General features: G+C 69.5%; 16 protein-coding genes. 11 read left to right on the forward strand and 5 right to left on the reverse strand.

The window, feature by feature from the left end:
* Positions 1 to 124 precede the first annotated feature (124 nt).
* Both N803_RS08305 and N803_RS08310 read left to right on the forward strand, forming a co-directional pair.
* Positions 125 to 2,086, forward strand: a complete 1,962-nt coding sequence (locus N803_RS08305; RefSeq protein ID WP_084764300.1) for a sensor histidine kinase — start codon at positions 125 to 127, stop codon at positions 2,084 to 2,086.
* Positions 2,074 to 2,733 carry a response regulator gene (locus N803_RS08310; RefSeq protein ID WP_035904154.1) on the forward strand — a complete coding sequence of 220 codons (660 nt, stop codon included), beginning with the start codon at positions 2,074 to 2,076 and terminating at the stop codon, positions 2,731 to 2,733. The genes N803_RS08305 and N803_RS08310 overlap by 13 nt, the downstream gene beginning before the upstream one ends.
* A 31-nt stretch (positions 2,734 to 2,764) precedes the next feature.
* Here the strand turns inward: N803_RS08310 and N803_RS08315 are convergent, their stop codons facing one another.
* Together N803_RS08315 and N803_RS08320 are read right to left on the reverse strand one after the other, a co-directional pair.
* Entirely contained in the window at positions 2,765 to 3,154 is a 390-nt protein-coding gene (locus N803_RS08315; RefSeq protein ID WP_035904155.1) for a type II toxin-antitoxin system VapC family toxin, read from the reverse strand.
* The gene (locus N803_RS08320; protein ID WP_035904158.1) at positions 3,151 to 3,420 is read right to left on the reverse strand and encodes a type II toxin-antitoxin system VapB family antitoxin; all 270 of its coding nucleotides are present in this window, start codon (positions 3,418 to 3,420) and stop codon (positions 3,151 to 3,153) included. Before N803_RS08320 ends, N803_RS08315 begins: the two co-directional genes overlap by 4 nt.
* Before the next feature lie 122 nt (positions 3,421 to 3,542).
* Here N803_RS08320 and N803_RS08325 point away from each other — a divergent pair, with 122 nt between their 5' ends.
* Complete coding sequence (locus N803_RS08325) at positions 3,543 to 4,361, forward strand: pyruvate, water dikinase regulatory protein (protein ID WP_035904159.1); 819 nt, start codon at positions 3,543 to 3,545, stop codon at positions 4,359 to 4,361.
* An 80-nt stretch (positions 4,362 to 4,441) separates the two neighbouring features.
* Positions 4,442 to 6,841, forward strand: a complete 2,400-nt coding sequence (gene ppsA / locus N803_RS08330) for a phosphoenolpyruvate synthase (RefSeq protein ID WP_035904160.1) — start codon at positions 4,442 to 4,444, stop codon at positions 6,839 to 6,841.
* A 70-nt stretch (positions 6,842 to 6,911) separates the two neighbouring features.
* Here ppsA and N803_RS08335 read toward each other — a convergent pair whose 3' ends face one another.
* Positions 6,912 to 7,475, reverse strand: coding sequence for a DnaJ family domain-containing protein (locus tag N803_RS08335; RefSeq protein ID WP_052112067.1), 564 nt, complete (start codon positions 7,473 to 7,475; stop codon positions 6,912 to 6,914).
* Between the two features lie 66 nt (positions 7,476 to 7,541).
* On the opposite strand from N803_RS08335, the gene N803_RS08340 reads away from it, so the two are divergent.
* Positions 7,542 to 8,144 (forward strand): TetR/AcrR family transcriptional regulator, encoded by a 603-nt coding sequence (locus N803_RS08340; protein WP_035904163.1) that lies wholly within the window; start codon positions 7,542 to 7,544, stop codon positions 8,142 to 8,144.
* 66 nt (positions 8,145 to 8,210) lie between these two features.
* On the opposite strand, the gene N803_RS08345 is transcribed toward N803_RS08340, so the two are convergent.
* On the reverse strand, positions 8,211 to 9,326 hold the full coding sequence (locus tag N803_RS08345; protein ID WP_035904166.1) for an epoxide hydrolase family protein: 1,116 nt from the start codon (positions 9,324 to 9,326) through the stop codon (positions 8,211 to 8,213).
* Between the two features lie 106 nt (positions 9,327 to 9,432).
* Here N803_RS08345 and N803_RS08350 point away from each other — a divergent pair, with 106 nt between their 5' ends.
* The 6 genes from N803_RS08350 to N803_RS08375 all read left to right on the forward strand — a co-directional run bounded on the left by N803_RS08350 (position 9,433) and on the right by N803_RS08375 (position 13,568).
* Positions 9,433 to 10,410, forward strand: coding sequence for a helix-turn-helix transcriptional regulator (locus N803_RS08350; protein WP_035904169.1), 978 nt, complete (start codon positions 9,433 to 9,435; stop codon positions 10,408 to 10,410).
* Between the two features lie 165 nt (positions 10,411 to 10,575).
* Positions 10,576 to 11,922: an AAA family ATPase gene (locus N803_RS08355; RefSeq protein WP_035904171.1), complete on the forward strand. Its 1,347-nt coding sequence runs from the start codon at positions 10,576 to 10,578 to the stop codon at positions 11,920 to 11,922.
* Positions 11,923 to 11,971: 49 nt separating this feature from the next.
* Positions 11,972 to 12,295: a hypothetical protein gene (locus N803_RS08360; protein WP_035904172.1), complete on the forward strand. Its 324-nt coding sequence runs from the start codon at positions 11,972 to 11,974 to the stop codon at positions 12,293 to 12,295.
* A 35-nt stretch (positions 12,296 to 12,330) separates the two neighbouring features.
* Entirely contained in the window at positions 12,331 to 12,666 is a 336-nt protein-coding gene (locus N803_RS08365) for a DUF1905 domain-containing protein (protein WP_052112068.1), read from the forward strand.
* Between the two features lie 53 nt (positions 12,667 to 12,719).
* A complete protein-coding gene (locus tag N803_RS08370; RefSeq protein ID WP_035904174.1) occupies positions 12,720 to 13,055 on the forward strand; it encodes a YnfA family protein in 336 nt (111 codons plus the stop codon).
* Between the two features lie 3 nt (positions 13,056 to 13,058).
* Positions 13,059 to 13,568 carry a hypothetical protein gene (locus N803_RS08375; protein WP_052112069.1) on the forward strand — a complete coding sequence of 170 codons (510 nt, stop codon included), beginning with the start codon at positions 13,059 to 13,061 and terminating at the stop codon, positions 13,566 to 13,568.
* On the opposite strand, the gene N803_RS08380 is transcribed toward N803_RS08375, so the two are convergent.
* A complete protein-coding gene (locus tag N803_RS08380; protein ID WP_035904175.1) occupies positions 13,561 to 14,136 on the reverse strand; it encodes a GNAT family N-acetyltransferase in 576 nt (191 codons plus the stop codon). The genes N803_RS08375 and N803_RS08380 overlap by 8 nt on opposite strands.
* Between the last annotated feature and the right edge of the window lie 83 nt (positions 14,137 to 14,219).

Raw genomic sequence — 14,219 nt, forward strand, 5'->3', positions numbered from 1 at the left:
TCGCGTTGCCCGCCCTCCTCGGTCTCCCGTGCCGTCACCGGATTCCCGTCCCGTGACCGCGCGGTGGTCACCTTCCGTGCTGGTACGGAGGACGGGAGGCTCTGGGCCGCCCTAGCGTGGTGATGTGGCGCGCGCGAAGCTCTGGACCGTTGCCCTCTGGGTGGCGACGACAGTGCTGGCCGCCCTCGCGATCTGGGCCTCGGTGGTCGCCGGGACGCGGTTCGACCTGGGCATCCTTGTCCTCGCGCTGCTCACTGCTGCCGTCCCGCTCACCGCCGGCTGGCTCGTCATCCGGCACGACCCGGACAACTGGGTCGGCACCTGCCTCACCGCGGCGGCAACGGCCATCGTCCTCATCGTCGCCCATGGCACGTGGCAGGAGGTCCTCGCGGTGGATCCCGGGGCGTTGCCCGCCAGCCCGGAACTCTTCGCGTTGACCCAGGGGGTGTGGATGGCGTGGTTCGTCCCCTACGCGCTCGCGGTCGCCCTCTTCCCGGACGGTCGACCGTGGGGGAGGCTCGGCCGCTTCTCCGTCGCGGCTCTGCTCCTCGTTCCGGTGGCCTTCGCGCCCCTCACGGCCGTCATCCCGGAGCCCTACATGCCGCCCCTCGAGGACTGGCCGCATCCCTTCGGAACCCACCCGATCGGCTACCTGTCGCTCGCGCTGCTGCCGGTCTTCCTCGTGGCCCTCGTGGGTTCCGCATGGTCGCTCTGGCAGCGCCACCGCGCGACGACAAACCCGCAGGCCAGGGTCCAGATGCGCTGGATGCTGCTCGCATCGGCCATCCTCCCGCTCACGTTGGTGCTCTGCTGGGTCGGCTACCTCGTCACCGGCGGACCGGGGCCGGTGGTTGTCGGCCTCGTCGCCATGAACGTCGCCATCCCGGCTGCTGCCCTCGTGGCGATGCTGCGCCACGACCTCTACGACGTCGACCGTGCCATCGTCCTCACCGGTGCCTATGCCGTCCTCGCGTTGCTTGTCGTGGGTGGGTATGCCGGTGTGTCAGGCGTGTTGGGGCGTGCCGTCGGCGCCGATTCCGTCACGGCAGCGGTGGTCGCGACGGTCGTCGTCATGGTGGCACTGCTGCCGGTGCGGTCCCTGCTCCTCCGGGTCCTGGGCCGGTGGCTGCATCCGCGGCGCCAGGCCGGGCTGCGGGCCGTGAGCGAGCTGGCCGAACGGGTCAACGCCGGCACGGACGAACCCGAACGACTCGAGGCAGTTCTGCGGAATGCCCTGCGGGACAACGGACTTCGGGTTGGTTACCGCAGACCGGGCGGGACGGCATACGTCGATCTCGAAGGAGGTGACGTGCCTGCGGACGGTGGCCACCTGATCACCACCCTGGGTCACCCGGTTGCCGTGGTCGCACCGGGCCCGGGCAGCACCGTCCCTGCCGACGTCGTCGCGGCGGCAGGGCTGCTGGCCGACTCGGTCCGGCTGCGGATCGAACTCGCCACCGCACTCGCCGAGGTGGAGGCGAGCCGCCAACGCATCGTTCGCGCCGGGTACGAGGAGCGGCGACGACTCGAGATGGATCTGCACGACGGCGCGCAGCAGCAACTCGTCTCCCTCGGCATGCGGCTCAGGGTCGCGCAGCGGCATGTCCGCGCCGGACAGGAGGTCGACGTCGACGCCCTGGTCGAGCGCGCCATCGGCGAGATCAGTGACGCCGTCGGGGAGCTGCGCTCCATCGCCCACGGGTTGCGCCCGAGCTCCCTCGACGACGGGCTTCCCGCGGCACTGGACAACCTCACGAGGTCGAGTGCGTTGCCCGTGGACGTGACGTATGCCGCGGGGTCGCTGCCGGATCACGTGAGCCTCACGGCGTACTACGTCGCGAGCGAGGCGGTCACCAATGCGGTGAAACATGCGGCGGCGACGCGCGTCTCGATCGATGTCGACCACGACGACGACCAGTTGCGGATCGTCGTCCGGGACAACGGCTCGGGTGGCGCGAAGGTCATCCCCGGGTCGGGTCTGGCTCGGTTGCAGGACAGGGTCCATGCCCTCGGCGGGGCCCTGGTCGTCCAGAGTCGGGACGTTGCGGGAACGCACGTCGAGGCGGTGATCCCGTGCGCATCGTGATCGCCGAGGACTCCGCCCTCTTCCGTGAGGGCCTGGCCAGCCTCCTCACCGACCTCGGCCACGACGTGGTGGAGACCGTTGGCGACGCCGTGGGGGCCGTGCGTGCGGCACTCGATCACCGACCCGACGTCGCGATCCTCGACATTCGGATGCCGCCGGACCACCGCGACGACGGTGCGCGGGCCGCGGTGGAGATCCGTTCACGAGCGCCCGAGGTGGGGGTGCTCCTCCTCTCGCAACACGTCGAGGCGCGGCACTCGGTCGAACTCGTCTCGAGTGGCCACTTCGGCTACCTCCTGAAGGACCGGGTTCTCGACGTCGACGAGTTCGTCGCAGCGCTGGACCGTGTGTCGTCGGGCGGCTCGGCACTGGACCCCGAGGTCGTGTCCCGCCTCATCGCCGGTGGTCGGTCCGCTCTCTCGGCCCTCAGCCCGCGGGAGCGCGACGTCCTGGCCCTGATGGCGGAGGGACTGACCAACGCGGCGATCGCCGAACGGCTCGTCCTCACCGGGCGCACGGTCGAGTCCCACGTCGCGTCGATCTTCGTCCGGCTCGGGCTGACCGAGGTCGGGGCGGGTGAACACCGGCGCGTGCGGGCCGTGCTCACCTTCCTCGAGAGCCACCACCTCGCGCCCGGGGCGTCGTGAACAACGATCTGGCCGGCTCTGGCGGGGGGATTCAGTAGCGGGCGGGTCGGACGTCAGTGTGCGAGAAGTCCTCCCCGACGAAGAGCAGTGGCTCGCCGGTCGTCGCCGAGAGTGCGTAGGCGAAACAGTCTCCGTAGTTGAGGCGGGCCGGCGATCCCGAACCACGGCCGAAGCGTCGATGGGCCTCGCGGGCGACCTCGCCGTCGCGGACCGAGACGGGCACGATCTCGATGCCGAGGGCGTCGATCACGGCGTCCAGTCGTTCGCCGTGGGCTGCGGATCGGGAGTCAGCGACGATCGACACCTCAAGGCGAGTCGCGACCGACATGCGGCACCGCGAGGTCGCGGCCGCTCGCGTCAACCGCTCGGCCTCGGGCTCACCATTGATGATCGCCATGAGCGCGGAGGAGTCGACGATCACCGCGGCAAACCCGTTGCGTCGTCGAACAGGTCCTCCACCGAACGAATGGCGGTCTCGGGGTTGCCCGGGTCGCGCTGGTACTCCAGAGCCAGGCCAAGGACGACGTCGATCTTCGTGCGCGCCTCGACCTCGCTCGGGTCGTGGTCGTGCGCTCGCAACAGCATCTCCAGTGCCTCCTCGATCGCGCTCGTCTGGCTCTTGCCCGTGACACGCGCTGCCTCGCGGGCCAGCGCGTGCACTCGCTCGTTCTTGATGTTCAGGCCCATGGTTCCAATCTACCCTTGGATGCATCTACCGTTCTACCCTCCGGTGTTGGCGCGGGTGGGAAGCCAGCGGAGCGCGGCACTGAGGGGTGTCCGCTCGGGGCGGGTCTTGGTTGGATGGGGCCATGACCGCAGCCACGCCCGTGTTCTTCGTCGCCGGCGGCACCGGAATCTCCGCCGAGACGCTCGGCAACCTGATGCTCGCGCAGTTCCCGGGGCTGAGCTTCACGCGGCGCAAGATCCCGTTCATCACGACGGTCGAGCGAGCCCGCGAAGTCCTGGAGCTGATCGACGCAGCAATGACGGACACGGTCACGCCGCTCGTCTTCTCGTCGGTGTCGGACGAGACGATCCGTCAGGAGCTCCAGGCGACGAAGGCAGCCTTCATCGATCTCTTCGGCTCCCACCTCGACACGGTCGAGCGCGTCCTCCACGTCAACGCGACCCACAGCGCCGCAGCCCTCCACGGCGTCGGGGACACGAGTCGCTACGACAAGCGGATGAAGGCCATCGAGTTCGCGATGGAGCACGACGACGGGGCGAGTCTGCGCAACCTCGAGCAGGCCGACCTCATCCTCGTCGCGCCGTCGCGGTGCGGAAAGACGCCGACGTCGATGTACCTCGCGCTCCAGCACGGGCTCAAGGTCGCGAACTACCCGCTCGTGCCCGAGGACTTCGACTCCTCGGACCTGCCGAGGCCGATCCGACACCTCGCCGACAAGTGCTTCGGCCTGCTCTCCACCCCCGCCCGGCTCTCCCAGGTGAGAGGGGAGCGCAGGCCCGGTTCGACGTATGCCACGCTCGCCCAGTGCAGCCATGAGCTGCGTCGGGCGGAGGCGATGTACAGGGCGCATCGCATCCCATCGATCAACTCCGCAAAGATGTCCGTCGAGGAGATGGCCACCGTGATCCTGCAGAGCAGTCGGCTGCCCGATCTCGGCTGACCCGCTCCGCTCCACACCTGCTCCAGTTCACCCCGCTCCACGCCAGTCGCCACACCGCACCACCGACCAAAGGACGAGCCATGACCGCCAGCGACCAGAGCACGACCAGCGAGAACGTCGTCTGGTTCGCCGATCTCGGACTCGACGACGTCGAGCGGGTCGGCGGCAAGAACGCCTCCCTCGGCGAGATGGTGCAGCACCTCTCGAAGGCCGGGGTGCAGGTGCCGAACGGCTTCGCGACGACCGCCGAGGCCTACCGCCGCTTCCTCGCCCACGAGGGCCTGGCCGACCGCATCAACGGCATCCTGTCCGGCCTCGACGTCGAGGACACCCGCGCCCTCGCGGCAGCCGGGGCCGACATCCGCAACGCCGTCGAGGAGCAGCCCTTCCCGGACGATCTCGAGGACGAGATCCGCACGGCATACGAACGCCTTGTCGGCGAAGCCGGCGACGAGGTGAGCTGGGCCGTCCGCTCGAGCGCCACCGCCGAGGACCTGCCCGACGCGAGCTTCGCCGGACAGCAGGAGACGTTCCTCAACGTCAAGGGCATCGACAACATCCTGCTCGCGATCAAGCGCGTCTTCGCCTCGCTCTACAACGACCGCGCCATCTCCTACCGCGTGCACAGCAACTTCGACCACGAGGCCGTCGCCCTCTCCGCCGGCATCCAGCGCATGGTGCGCTCCGACATCGGAGCCTCCGGCGTGATGTTCACGATCGACACCGAGTCCGGCTTCCCCGACGCCGTCTTCATCACGAGCAGCTACGGCCTCGGCGAGGCGGTCGTCCAGGGCGCCGTGAACCCCGACGAGTTCTACGTCCACAAGCCCGCCCTGCGAGCCGGCAAGCACGCCATCCTCAAGCGCGGCGTCGGCAGCAAGGCCACCAAGATGGTCTACACGCAGGACTCCGAGGTCGGCCGCTCCATCGACTTCGTCGACGTCGACCCCGCCGACAGCGCCCGCCTCAGCCTCTCCGACTCCGACGTCCTCGAGCTCGCCCAGCACGCCCTCAAGATCGAGGAGCACTACGGCCGGCCCATGGACATCGAGTGGGGCAAGGACGGTGTCGACGGCGGCATCTACATCCTCCAGGCCCGCCCCGAGACGGTGAAGTCGCGCCAGTCCGGCTCGACCCTCCAGCGCTTCAGGATGGACGACGCGAGCGGTGGCGTCATCGTCGAGGGCCGCGCCATCGGCCAGAAGATCGGCGCCGGCGCGGTCCGCGTCCTCGACAACCCCGAGTCGATGCACGACTTCCAGGCCGGCGAGGTCCTCGTCGCCGACATGACCGACCCCGACTGGGAGCCGGTGATGAAGCGCGCCAGCGCCATCGTCACCAACCGTGGTGGGCGCACCTGCCACGCCGCGATCATCGCCCGTGAGCTCGGCATCCCCGCCGTCGTCGGCACCGGCTCCGCGACGCGCGACCTTGCCGACGGACGTGAGGTCACCGTGTCCTGCGCCGAGGGCGACACCGGCTTCGTCTACGAGGGGCTGCGCGAGTTCTCCGTCAACGAGACCGAGCTCGACGACATGCCCGAGGTCCCCGTCAAGATCATGATGAACGTCGGCACCCCGGAGCAGGCCTTCGAGTTCTCGCGCCTGCCCAACAAGGGCATCGGCCTCGCCCGCCTCGAGTTCATCATCAACCGCCAGATCGGGATCCACCCGCGCGCGCTCCTCGAGCTCGACGACCAGGAGCCCGAGCTCAAGGCCGAGATCGAGAGTCTCATCGCGGCATACGACTCTCCTCGCGACTTCTTCGTCAAGCGCGTCGCCGAGGGCGTCTCGATGCTCGCCGCGGCCTTCGCGCCCGAGCCGGTCATCGTCCGGATGAGCGACTTCAAGTCCAACGAGTACGCGCACATGATCGGTGGGCCGCGCTACGAGCCGACCGAGGAGAACCCGATGATCGGGTACCGCGGCGCGGCCCGCTACCTCTCGGCCGACTTCGCCGACTGCTTCGCCATGGAGGCCGAGGCGCTCAAGATCGTGCGCGACGACATGGGCCTCACAAACGTCAAGGTGATGATCCCGTTCGTGCGCACCCTCGCCGAGGCCGAGGGCGTCATCGACCTCCTCGCCTCGCACGGTCTCAAGCGCGGTGAGAACGGGCTCGAGGTCGTCATGATGTGCGAGGTCCCGTCCAACGCGGTCAACGCCGACGCCTTCCTCGACCACTTCGACGGGTTCTCGATCGGCTCCAACGACCTCACCCAGCTCACCCTCGGTCTCGACCGCGACTCGGCGCTCGTCGCCGGCTCGTTCGATGAGCGCGACCCCGCGGTCAAGAAGATGCTGAGCATGGCGATCGAGGCGTGCAAGGCACGTGGCAAGTACATCGGCATCTGCGGTCAGGGCCCTTCGGACCACCCCGACCTCGCCGACTGGCTGCTGGACCAGGGCATCGAGTCGATGTCCCTCAACCCCGACACCGTCGTCGACACCTGGCTTCGCCTGGCGCAGCGCGCCGGCTGACCTTCGCGGTCCCGCGAAGGTGGGCGGACGGCATACCCGAATCTGTGGGTATGCCGTCCGCCCACTTGTGTCAGGTGCGCCGCCTTCGCGGGCGGAAGAGTCGGCGGCTTCGGCGTTCCTTGGTCGCGGTCTCCTCGCGGGCCCGGGCCTCCTCGTGGGCGCGACGGGCGGCAGCGGCCCGGGCGGCCTTGCGGTCGGCCCACTCGGTGACGGTGGCTTCGACGTCACGCGGCATGGTGATGAGCGGCGGGCCCTCCGTGAGGTCGTACCGCGCCCGGATGACCCGCTCGTTGAAGAGCTCGATCTCGTGGCGGACCTCTGCCTCGGTCCAGATCTCGTCGAGCAGGTCGTCCAGTGCGGCGTCGTCCTTGCGCAGCTGGATCGAGGGCGGCAGCAGGACGAGCCGTTCCCGCTTCATGAGGCTCTTGATCCACCAGTCGGGGTCGTGCTGCTCGGGCAGATCGAGGGGCTTGCCGGCGCCGGGCAGGTCGTCGAAATCGCCCCGTCGGATCGCCCGGCGGATCTGCATCTCGGCGATGAGGGCGATGGCCACCTCGGTGTCGATCGAGAAGGCGTAGGGGTTGCAGAACGCGGGCGACAGCCCTCGCTCCTCCCACGGCTCGGCGTCCGCCATCGCGTTCCTCCCTGTTTTGCAAGTCACCTGTATTGTGACACGAGCAGTGCCGAACGAGGAGGCAGGATGCCCAAGCAGGTCGACCATCGCGCGCGCCGAGAGGCCATTGCGCGCGCCCTGTGGACGGTGGTCGATGCGCAGGGGTGGGCGCGGGCAACGATGCGCGAGGTGGCGCGCGAGGCAGGCGTCTCGCTTGGGCAGGTGCAGCACTACTTCGCCTCACGCGCGGAGATGCTGGCGTTCGCCATGGAGTTCGCGTCCGAGCACACATCCGAACGGGTCTCGCGGGGCCTTGCCGCCCTCGACCCGCCGCCCCACCCCCGGGACGTGCTCCGCGTGGTGCTCACCGAATTCCTGCCGCTCGGGCCGGACGCCCGCGCCACGAGCCGGCTCAACGCTGCCTACGTGCTCGAGGCGCTGCACGACCCCGAGTTGCACGGGCGGGTCTCGCTCGGGCTCCGCGATGGGCGTGCCCTGGTCGAACGCCTCATTCGTGAAGCCATGGATCAGGGGTGGATTGCGCCGGACCGCGACCCGGTGGTCGAGACCGATCTCGTGCTCGCGCTGACCGGCTTCGCTCCGCTGATCGAGCTCGACGTGGTCAGTGCGGACGCGGCGCTCGCAGCGATCGACCGGCACCTCGACCGCCTCTTCGCGCCCACCCACTGACGGGACGGGCGCGGCGAACGCGAGCGGACGGCATACCGAATCATTTCGGTATGCCGTCCGCCCACCTCAGGCGAAGAAGTCGCGGATCGCTCCGCCGAGTTCCTCCGGCACCTCCATCGACGCGAAGTGGCCGCCCTTGGGGTGCTCGGTCCACGAGACGATGTTCGTGTTGTCCCGCTCGGCGAACGGACGCATCGAGCGGAAGTCGTCGGCGAAGACGGCGACACCGATCGGGCCTTCGTTGACGCGCGCCTCGACGGCTGCGTCGGTGCGGTAGTAGCGCGTTGCGCCGGCGCTGCTGTTGGTCAACCAGTAGAAGCTGACCTGGGTGAGGACCTGGTCGCGGGTGAGGGTGGAGGTGCCGTTGCCGAAGTTCTCGAAGAGCTCGTTGTAGGCGAGCTGGCCGACGGGCGAGTCGCTCAACGCGGCCGAAATCGTCTGTGGCCGTGAGGAATTCATCGTTGCGAACCCGTTGACGGTCTGGAACCAGCCGGCGAACTCGAGCGCCGCGTAGTCGGCGGGCGTCATCTTCTCGAACTCGGCCGGGTCGCCCGACGGGAAGGAGAAGAGCTGGAGGACATGCGCGCCGAGGAAGCCGTCCGGGTTGAGGATCGCGAGCTCGCGTCCGACCATCGCGCCGTTGTCGGAACCGTGGACGCCGTACGAGTCGTAGCCCAACCCGCGCATGAGCGCGTCCCAGGTGCGGGCGACGCGCGGGGTGTCCCACTCACCGTCGGACAGCGGCTGGCTGTAGCCGATGCCGGGGAGGGTCGGGATGACGAGGTGGAAGTCGGCAGTGAGCTGCGGGATGAGGTCGAGGAAGTCGATGAACGAGCCGGGGTAGGTGTGCGCGAGCAGGAGGGGCGTCGCGTCCTCGTTGGCGGAGCGGACGTGGACGAGGTGGATGCTCTGGCCGTCGATCTCGGTGAGGAACTGCGGGTAGGCGTTCATCGCGGATTCCTGTGCGCGCCAGTCGAATTCGCCGAGCCAGTGGGCGACCATCTCGCGCAGGTAGGAGACGGGAGCGCCGTTGCTCCAGTCGCTGGTGTCGTGCTCGGTGGCCGGCTCGGCGGCGAAGCGGGTGCGCTCGAGGCGGGCCTGCAGGTCGTCGAGGTCTGACTGCGGGACGGCGACGGTGAAGGGTCGGAGGGACAGGGCCTGGGTGTTCTCGGTGGTGTTCATGGAAGAACAGTCGCAAGGGTTCCGGCACGGTTAGTTCCTGATTAATCTGGGTCCGTCGACAAAGTTTTCGGGCCTGTTTGTCGGGCCGTTCCGGGAGGTGGTCGCGGTGCTCCAGACGTCGGCGCGACTGCTCGCGCTGCTCGGCCAGCTGCAGGCCCGCGACATCGTGTCGGGCGTCGAACTCGCCGAGCGGCTCGGCGTGGGGGAGCGCACCGTTCGCAAGGACATCGAGCGGCTGCGCGAGCTCGGCTACCCAGTCGATTCGGTGCGCGGACCGGCGGGCGGCTACCGGTTCGGAGACCACGGCCGGCTGCCTCCGCTGCTGCTCGAGCCCGACGAGGCTGTGGCTGTCGCCGTCGGATTGGCCTCTGTCGCAACGGTTCGCGGCATCGAGGAGTCGAGCGCGCTCGCCCTGGCCAAGCTCGAACACGTGCTTCCTGACCGGCTGCGACGTCGGGTGCGGGCGCTCCACGAGAGCACCGACGTCGGCCTCAACAACACCGAGAGCAACGTCCAGGCACCACCCGTCGACGTTGCCGTCCTCGCCGAGTTGGCGGCCGCGATCCGCGATCGCGAGGGATTGCGCTTCTTCTATCGACCTGGTGAGCGCGGGGACGAGGAACGCGTCGAGGCTGACCCCTATCGGCTCGTGAGCTGGCACGAGCGGTGGTACGTCGTGGCGCGTCGACGGCCGTCGAAGGAGTGGCAGGTCTTCCGGGTGGACTGGATGGAGCTGCGTATGCCGGGTGGCGGGCGATTCGTGTCCGATCCCCTCGACGGGGGCGACTATGCGTCGTTCGTCCTGCGCGAGGTGGCGTTCTCGGGCTGGAACTTCCATGCCCGCATCGCCGTCGACGCGCCCGCGGCCGAGGTGCTGTCGCGCATCCACGCCGCGGTGGGTGTCGTGGAGACGGTCGACGAGTCGCACAGCGTCCTCGTCACCGGTGGCGACAGCCTCGAGGTCGTCGCCGTCTGGATCGGGATGCTCGGCCTCGACTTCCACGTCACCGGGCCGCCGGAGCTCGTCGAGCACCTGAGGATCCTCGGCGAGAGGTACGCCCGAGCCATCGCCTCACAGCACTAGCGGCGGAGGCGTACCGGCGGACATGCAGTGGCCGCCCCACGAGTGCTTCGGCGGGGCTGGCTGAGCGCAACGATCCGGCCTGAACGGGACCATTGCATGTCCAGCGGCCCCGGCACCCACGGTGCGCGGACCGCGGGTGTCAGCCCTGCGGCATACGTTGCCAGAGTGCTGACCACCGTCGCGGTCTCGGGATACCGCTCACTGCGCGACGTCGTCGTGCCGCTCCACGGTCTTGACCTCGTCACGGGCGCCAACGGCTCCGGCAAGTCGAGCCTCTACCGCAGCCTGCGCCTCCTCGCGGGCTGTGGACGCGGCGATGTCATCGGAACGCTCGCCCGCGAGGGCGGCCTCCAGTCCGCGCTCTGGGCCGGTCCGGTCTCGCTCGATGGCGCCCGCAAGCAGGGCCATGTCGTCCAGGGGACAGTGCGCAAGGCTCCGATCAGTCTGCGGCTGGGCTTTGCCACCGAGGAGCTCGGCTACCTCGTCGACCTCGGGTTGCCGGTGCAGGGGCCGGCATCGGACAACAGTGGCTCGGCGTTCCTGCGGGACCCCGAGATCAAGCGGGAGATCGTGTGGGCCGGGCCGGTGATGCGGCCCAATTCGGTTCTCGTGAGGCGTCGTTGGGGTGTCGTCGAGGTGCGTGGCGACATGGCGACCCAGTCGGCTCGTTCGGGATGGGACGACGACTGGGCCACTGATCGAGCCCCCGGTTGGGAGTCCGACCCCGAACCGGAGCCGGACGAGCCGGCTCCCGGTCGGACGCGAGGCTGGACCCAACTCACGACCTCGCTGCGCCCCTGGCAGTCGATGCTCACCGAACTCGCCGACCCCGAGCGAGCACCCGAGCTGCTCCGGATGCGCCGGCTCATCTCGGGCTGGCGCTTCTACGACGGGTTCCGGGCGGACGCAGCCGCACCGGCGCGCCAGGTGCAGGTGGGGACGCGAACCCCGGTGCTGTCCGACGACGGATCCGATCTCGCGGCAGCGCTGCAGACGATCCGGGAGGACGGGCGGTCGGGGCTCGACGCTGCGATCGCCGACGCATTCCAGGGGGCGACGCTCGACGTGCCGGCCGTCGACGGGCGGTTCGGCGTGCACCTGCACCAGCCCGGGATGCTGCGACCGCTCGACGCTGCGGAACTGTCCGACGGGACGTTGCGCTACCTCTGTCTGGTGGCCGCCCTCCTCACGGTCGATCCGCCGCCGCTCATGGTCCTCAACGAGCCGGAGACGTCGCTGCACCCGGACCTGCTGCCGCCGCTGGCTCGGCTCATCCGGGCCGCGTCCGAGCGCAGCCAGATCATGGTGGTCTCGCACTCGGAGGCGTTGGCGCGTGAGCTCGGTGCCGGGGCGGGCACGGACTGGGACGACGACGCGGCCGACGACGATGAGCCGGCCGGACTGGGCTCGCGGCCGCGTCGAGTGACCCTGGTCAAGGACCTTGGCGAGACCTTCGTCGAGGGGCAGGGCCTGCTCACGACACCACCGTGGAACTGGGGCAGCCGCAGATGACCGAACTCCTCAACGCGCGGATCGGCGTTCGGTCGCCTACGGTGTCCGGATGGATTCGCTCCTCACCACCGACGCGTGCACGCTGCCGACGACCGATCGGCCGCTGCGGCTCGCGGAGTTCGACGACCTCTTCGAGACGTCGGTGCACCAGGCCGAGTTCGCCGGCGACCTCGTCCGGCTGCAGCTCACCGGTGAGGTCGGCCTCGAGGCGCGGGTGCGAGACCTCGCCGAGCGCGAGTCCGCGTGCTGCTCGTTCTTCACCTTCGAGCTCACCGGGGACGACGAGCACCTCACCCTCGACATCTCGGTCCTCCCGCAGCATCGCGACCTGCTCGACGACCTCGCGGCACGCGCCCGACGCCTCTCGGCGTGAGCGCTCGCCGCGGCTCCCCGTGACAGGGTGAGCGCATGCGTGGTGACAGCGACCTGACGCGCTTCGGCGGCCCGGACTCCGGCGAACCTGTCGTCTTCACCGGTCCGGTGATCGAGTGGCGCGGTCCCGCGCCCTACTACTTCGTCGCGATCGGGCCCGAGGACAGCGAGGACATCAAGCTCGCGGCCAAGGGCCTGGAGTACTGGGGCCAGGTGCCGGTGAGGGCCCGCATCGACGGCACCGACTTCCGGACCGCACTCTTCCCCAAGGACGGCGCCTACCTCCTGCCGGTCAAGGACGCCGTGCGGCGGGCCATCGGCGTCGAGGTGGACGATGTCGTCGACGTTGTCCTGTGGCTCGGGCGCGACTGACACGTACCCGGATTCGCGCGACGGCTCGCTGCCGGTCCTGACAGGATGACCCGATGGACGCCCTCAGGTCGATGGTCCTCTTCGCCGCCGCGGCCCTCGCCGAGATCGGCGGCGCCTGGCTCGTCTGGCAGGGAGTGCGCGAGCACCGCGGGTGGGCGTGGATCGGTGCCGGCGTCATCGCGCTCGGTCTCTACGGCTTCGTCGCCACCCTCCAACCGGACGCTCACTTCGGAAGGATCCTCGCGGCATACGGAGGGGTCTTTGTCGCCGGCTCGCTCGCCTGGGGGATGGTGGTCGACGGCTTCCGACCCGATCGATACGACGTCGCCGGGGCGCTGCTCTGCCTCGCCGGAGTGGCCGTGATCATGTACGCACCGAGAGAGGCCTGAGCGATGTCGACCCTCGAGATCACCGTCGCCGACCCGCTGCCGGGGTCTGTGGACGAGGCGAGCGAGCGGGCGGTGTGGACGGCCACGCGCGCGCGGGTGTGGTCGATCGTCACTCTCGAGAAGGTCATGCTCGTCGGGCTCATCAGCGTCATCTATGGCCAGGTGCTCCCGGATCTGCGCTCGACGGGGACGCAGTTGTTCATCGGCATCTCAGTCGTCGTTCTCGCCAATGCGGCGATGGCCCTCGCGTTCGCGCGTGCCGGGCGCAGCATTCAGGGGGCGGCGATGACGTTCGCGTTCCGGGTGGCCGTCAACGTCGCGCTGGTGCTCGTGGGCGGTTGGCTGCTCGGGCGCAACGGTGGAGACGCCAACGAAGGCGCAACCCTCTTCTTCATCCTCCTGCTCAGCCTCATCACTTCGCTCCACGACCGCTACTGGCCGGTGCATGCGACCCGCGTGCACGAGGAGGGCATGGATGAGCCGGGAGTGAGTGCGTCCGGCGTCGTCAGCTGAGGGTGAGTCGCATGACCCAGCGCCACTTGGCGATCCTCCGATCCCGCTCGAACCCGAACTCCTCGAAGAGGGTCTCCGGACCGGTGTGGAACCATGCTCCTCGCTGCGGGCCCCGCTCCTCGACCTGCTCAGGGTAGGCCTCCACGATGCCGCCGCCGGACGCGCGGATCCCGTCGAGGACGGCCGCGACGGCGGCGCGGGCGACGCCGCGGCCGCGGTGCTTGCTGCCCGTGAAGATGCAGCCGATGCGCCAGTTCGGGGGTGTGGTGGCCTCGCGCTCGTAGGTCTTGCTGTTCTTGATGTTCGGCAGCTCGGCCGGCGTGCCGAACTGGCACCAGCCGACACAGTCGTCGCCGCTGTAGACGAGGACCTGATGGACGGTGCCGGCTCTGGCGTGCGCCTCCTTGGCGGCGCGGTTGGCGGCGGCGCTCGGCGGCTTTGACAGCCCTTCCGGGTGGAAGCCGATGCACCAGCAGCCGCCCCACACGCCGTTGTTCGCCTCGACGAGTGCCGCGAAGTCGGGCCACGTCTCCTTGGTGAGCAGGCGGGTCGTGTAGTCGGGTGCCACCCGTCCAAGGTCCCACGGACCACGCCGCTGAGGGCGCGGTCCGTGGGACCCGTTCGGTGAGCGGTCGGCTCTGTGCACCGACC

The organism is Knoellia subterranea KCTC 19937 (genome assembly GCF_000768685.1).
GTDB lineage: Bacteria > Actinomycetota > Actinomycetes > Actinomycetales > Dermatophilaceae > Knoellia > Knoellia subterranea.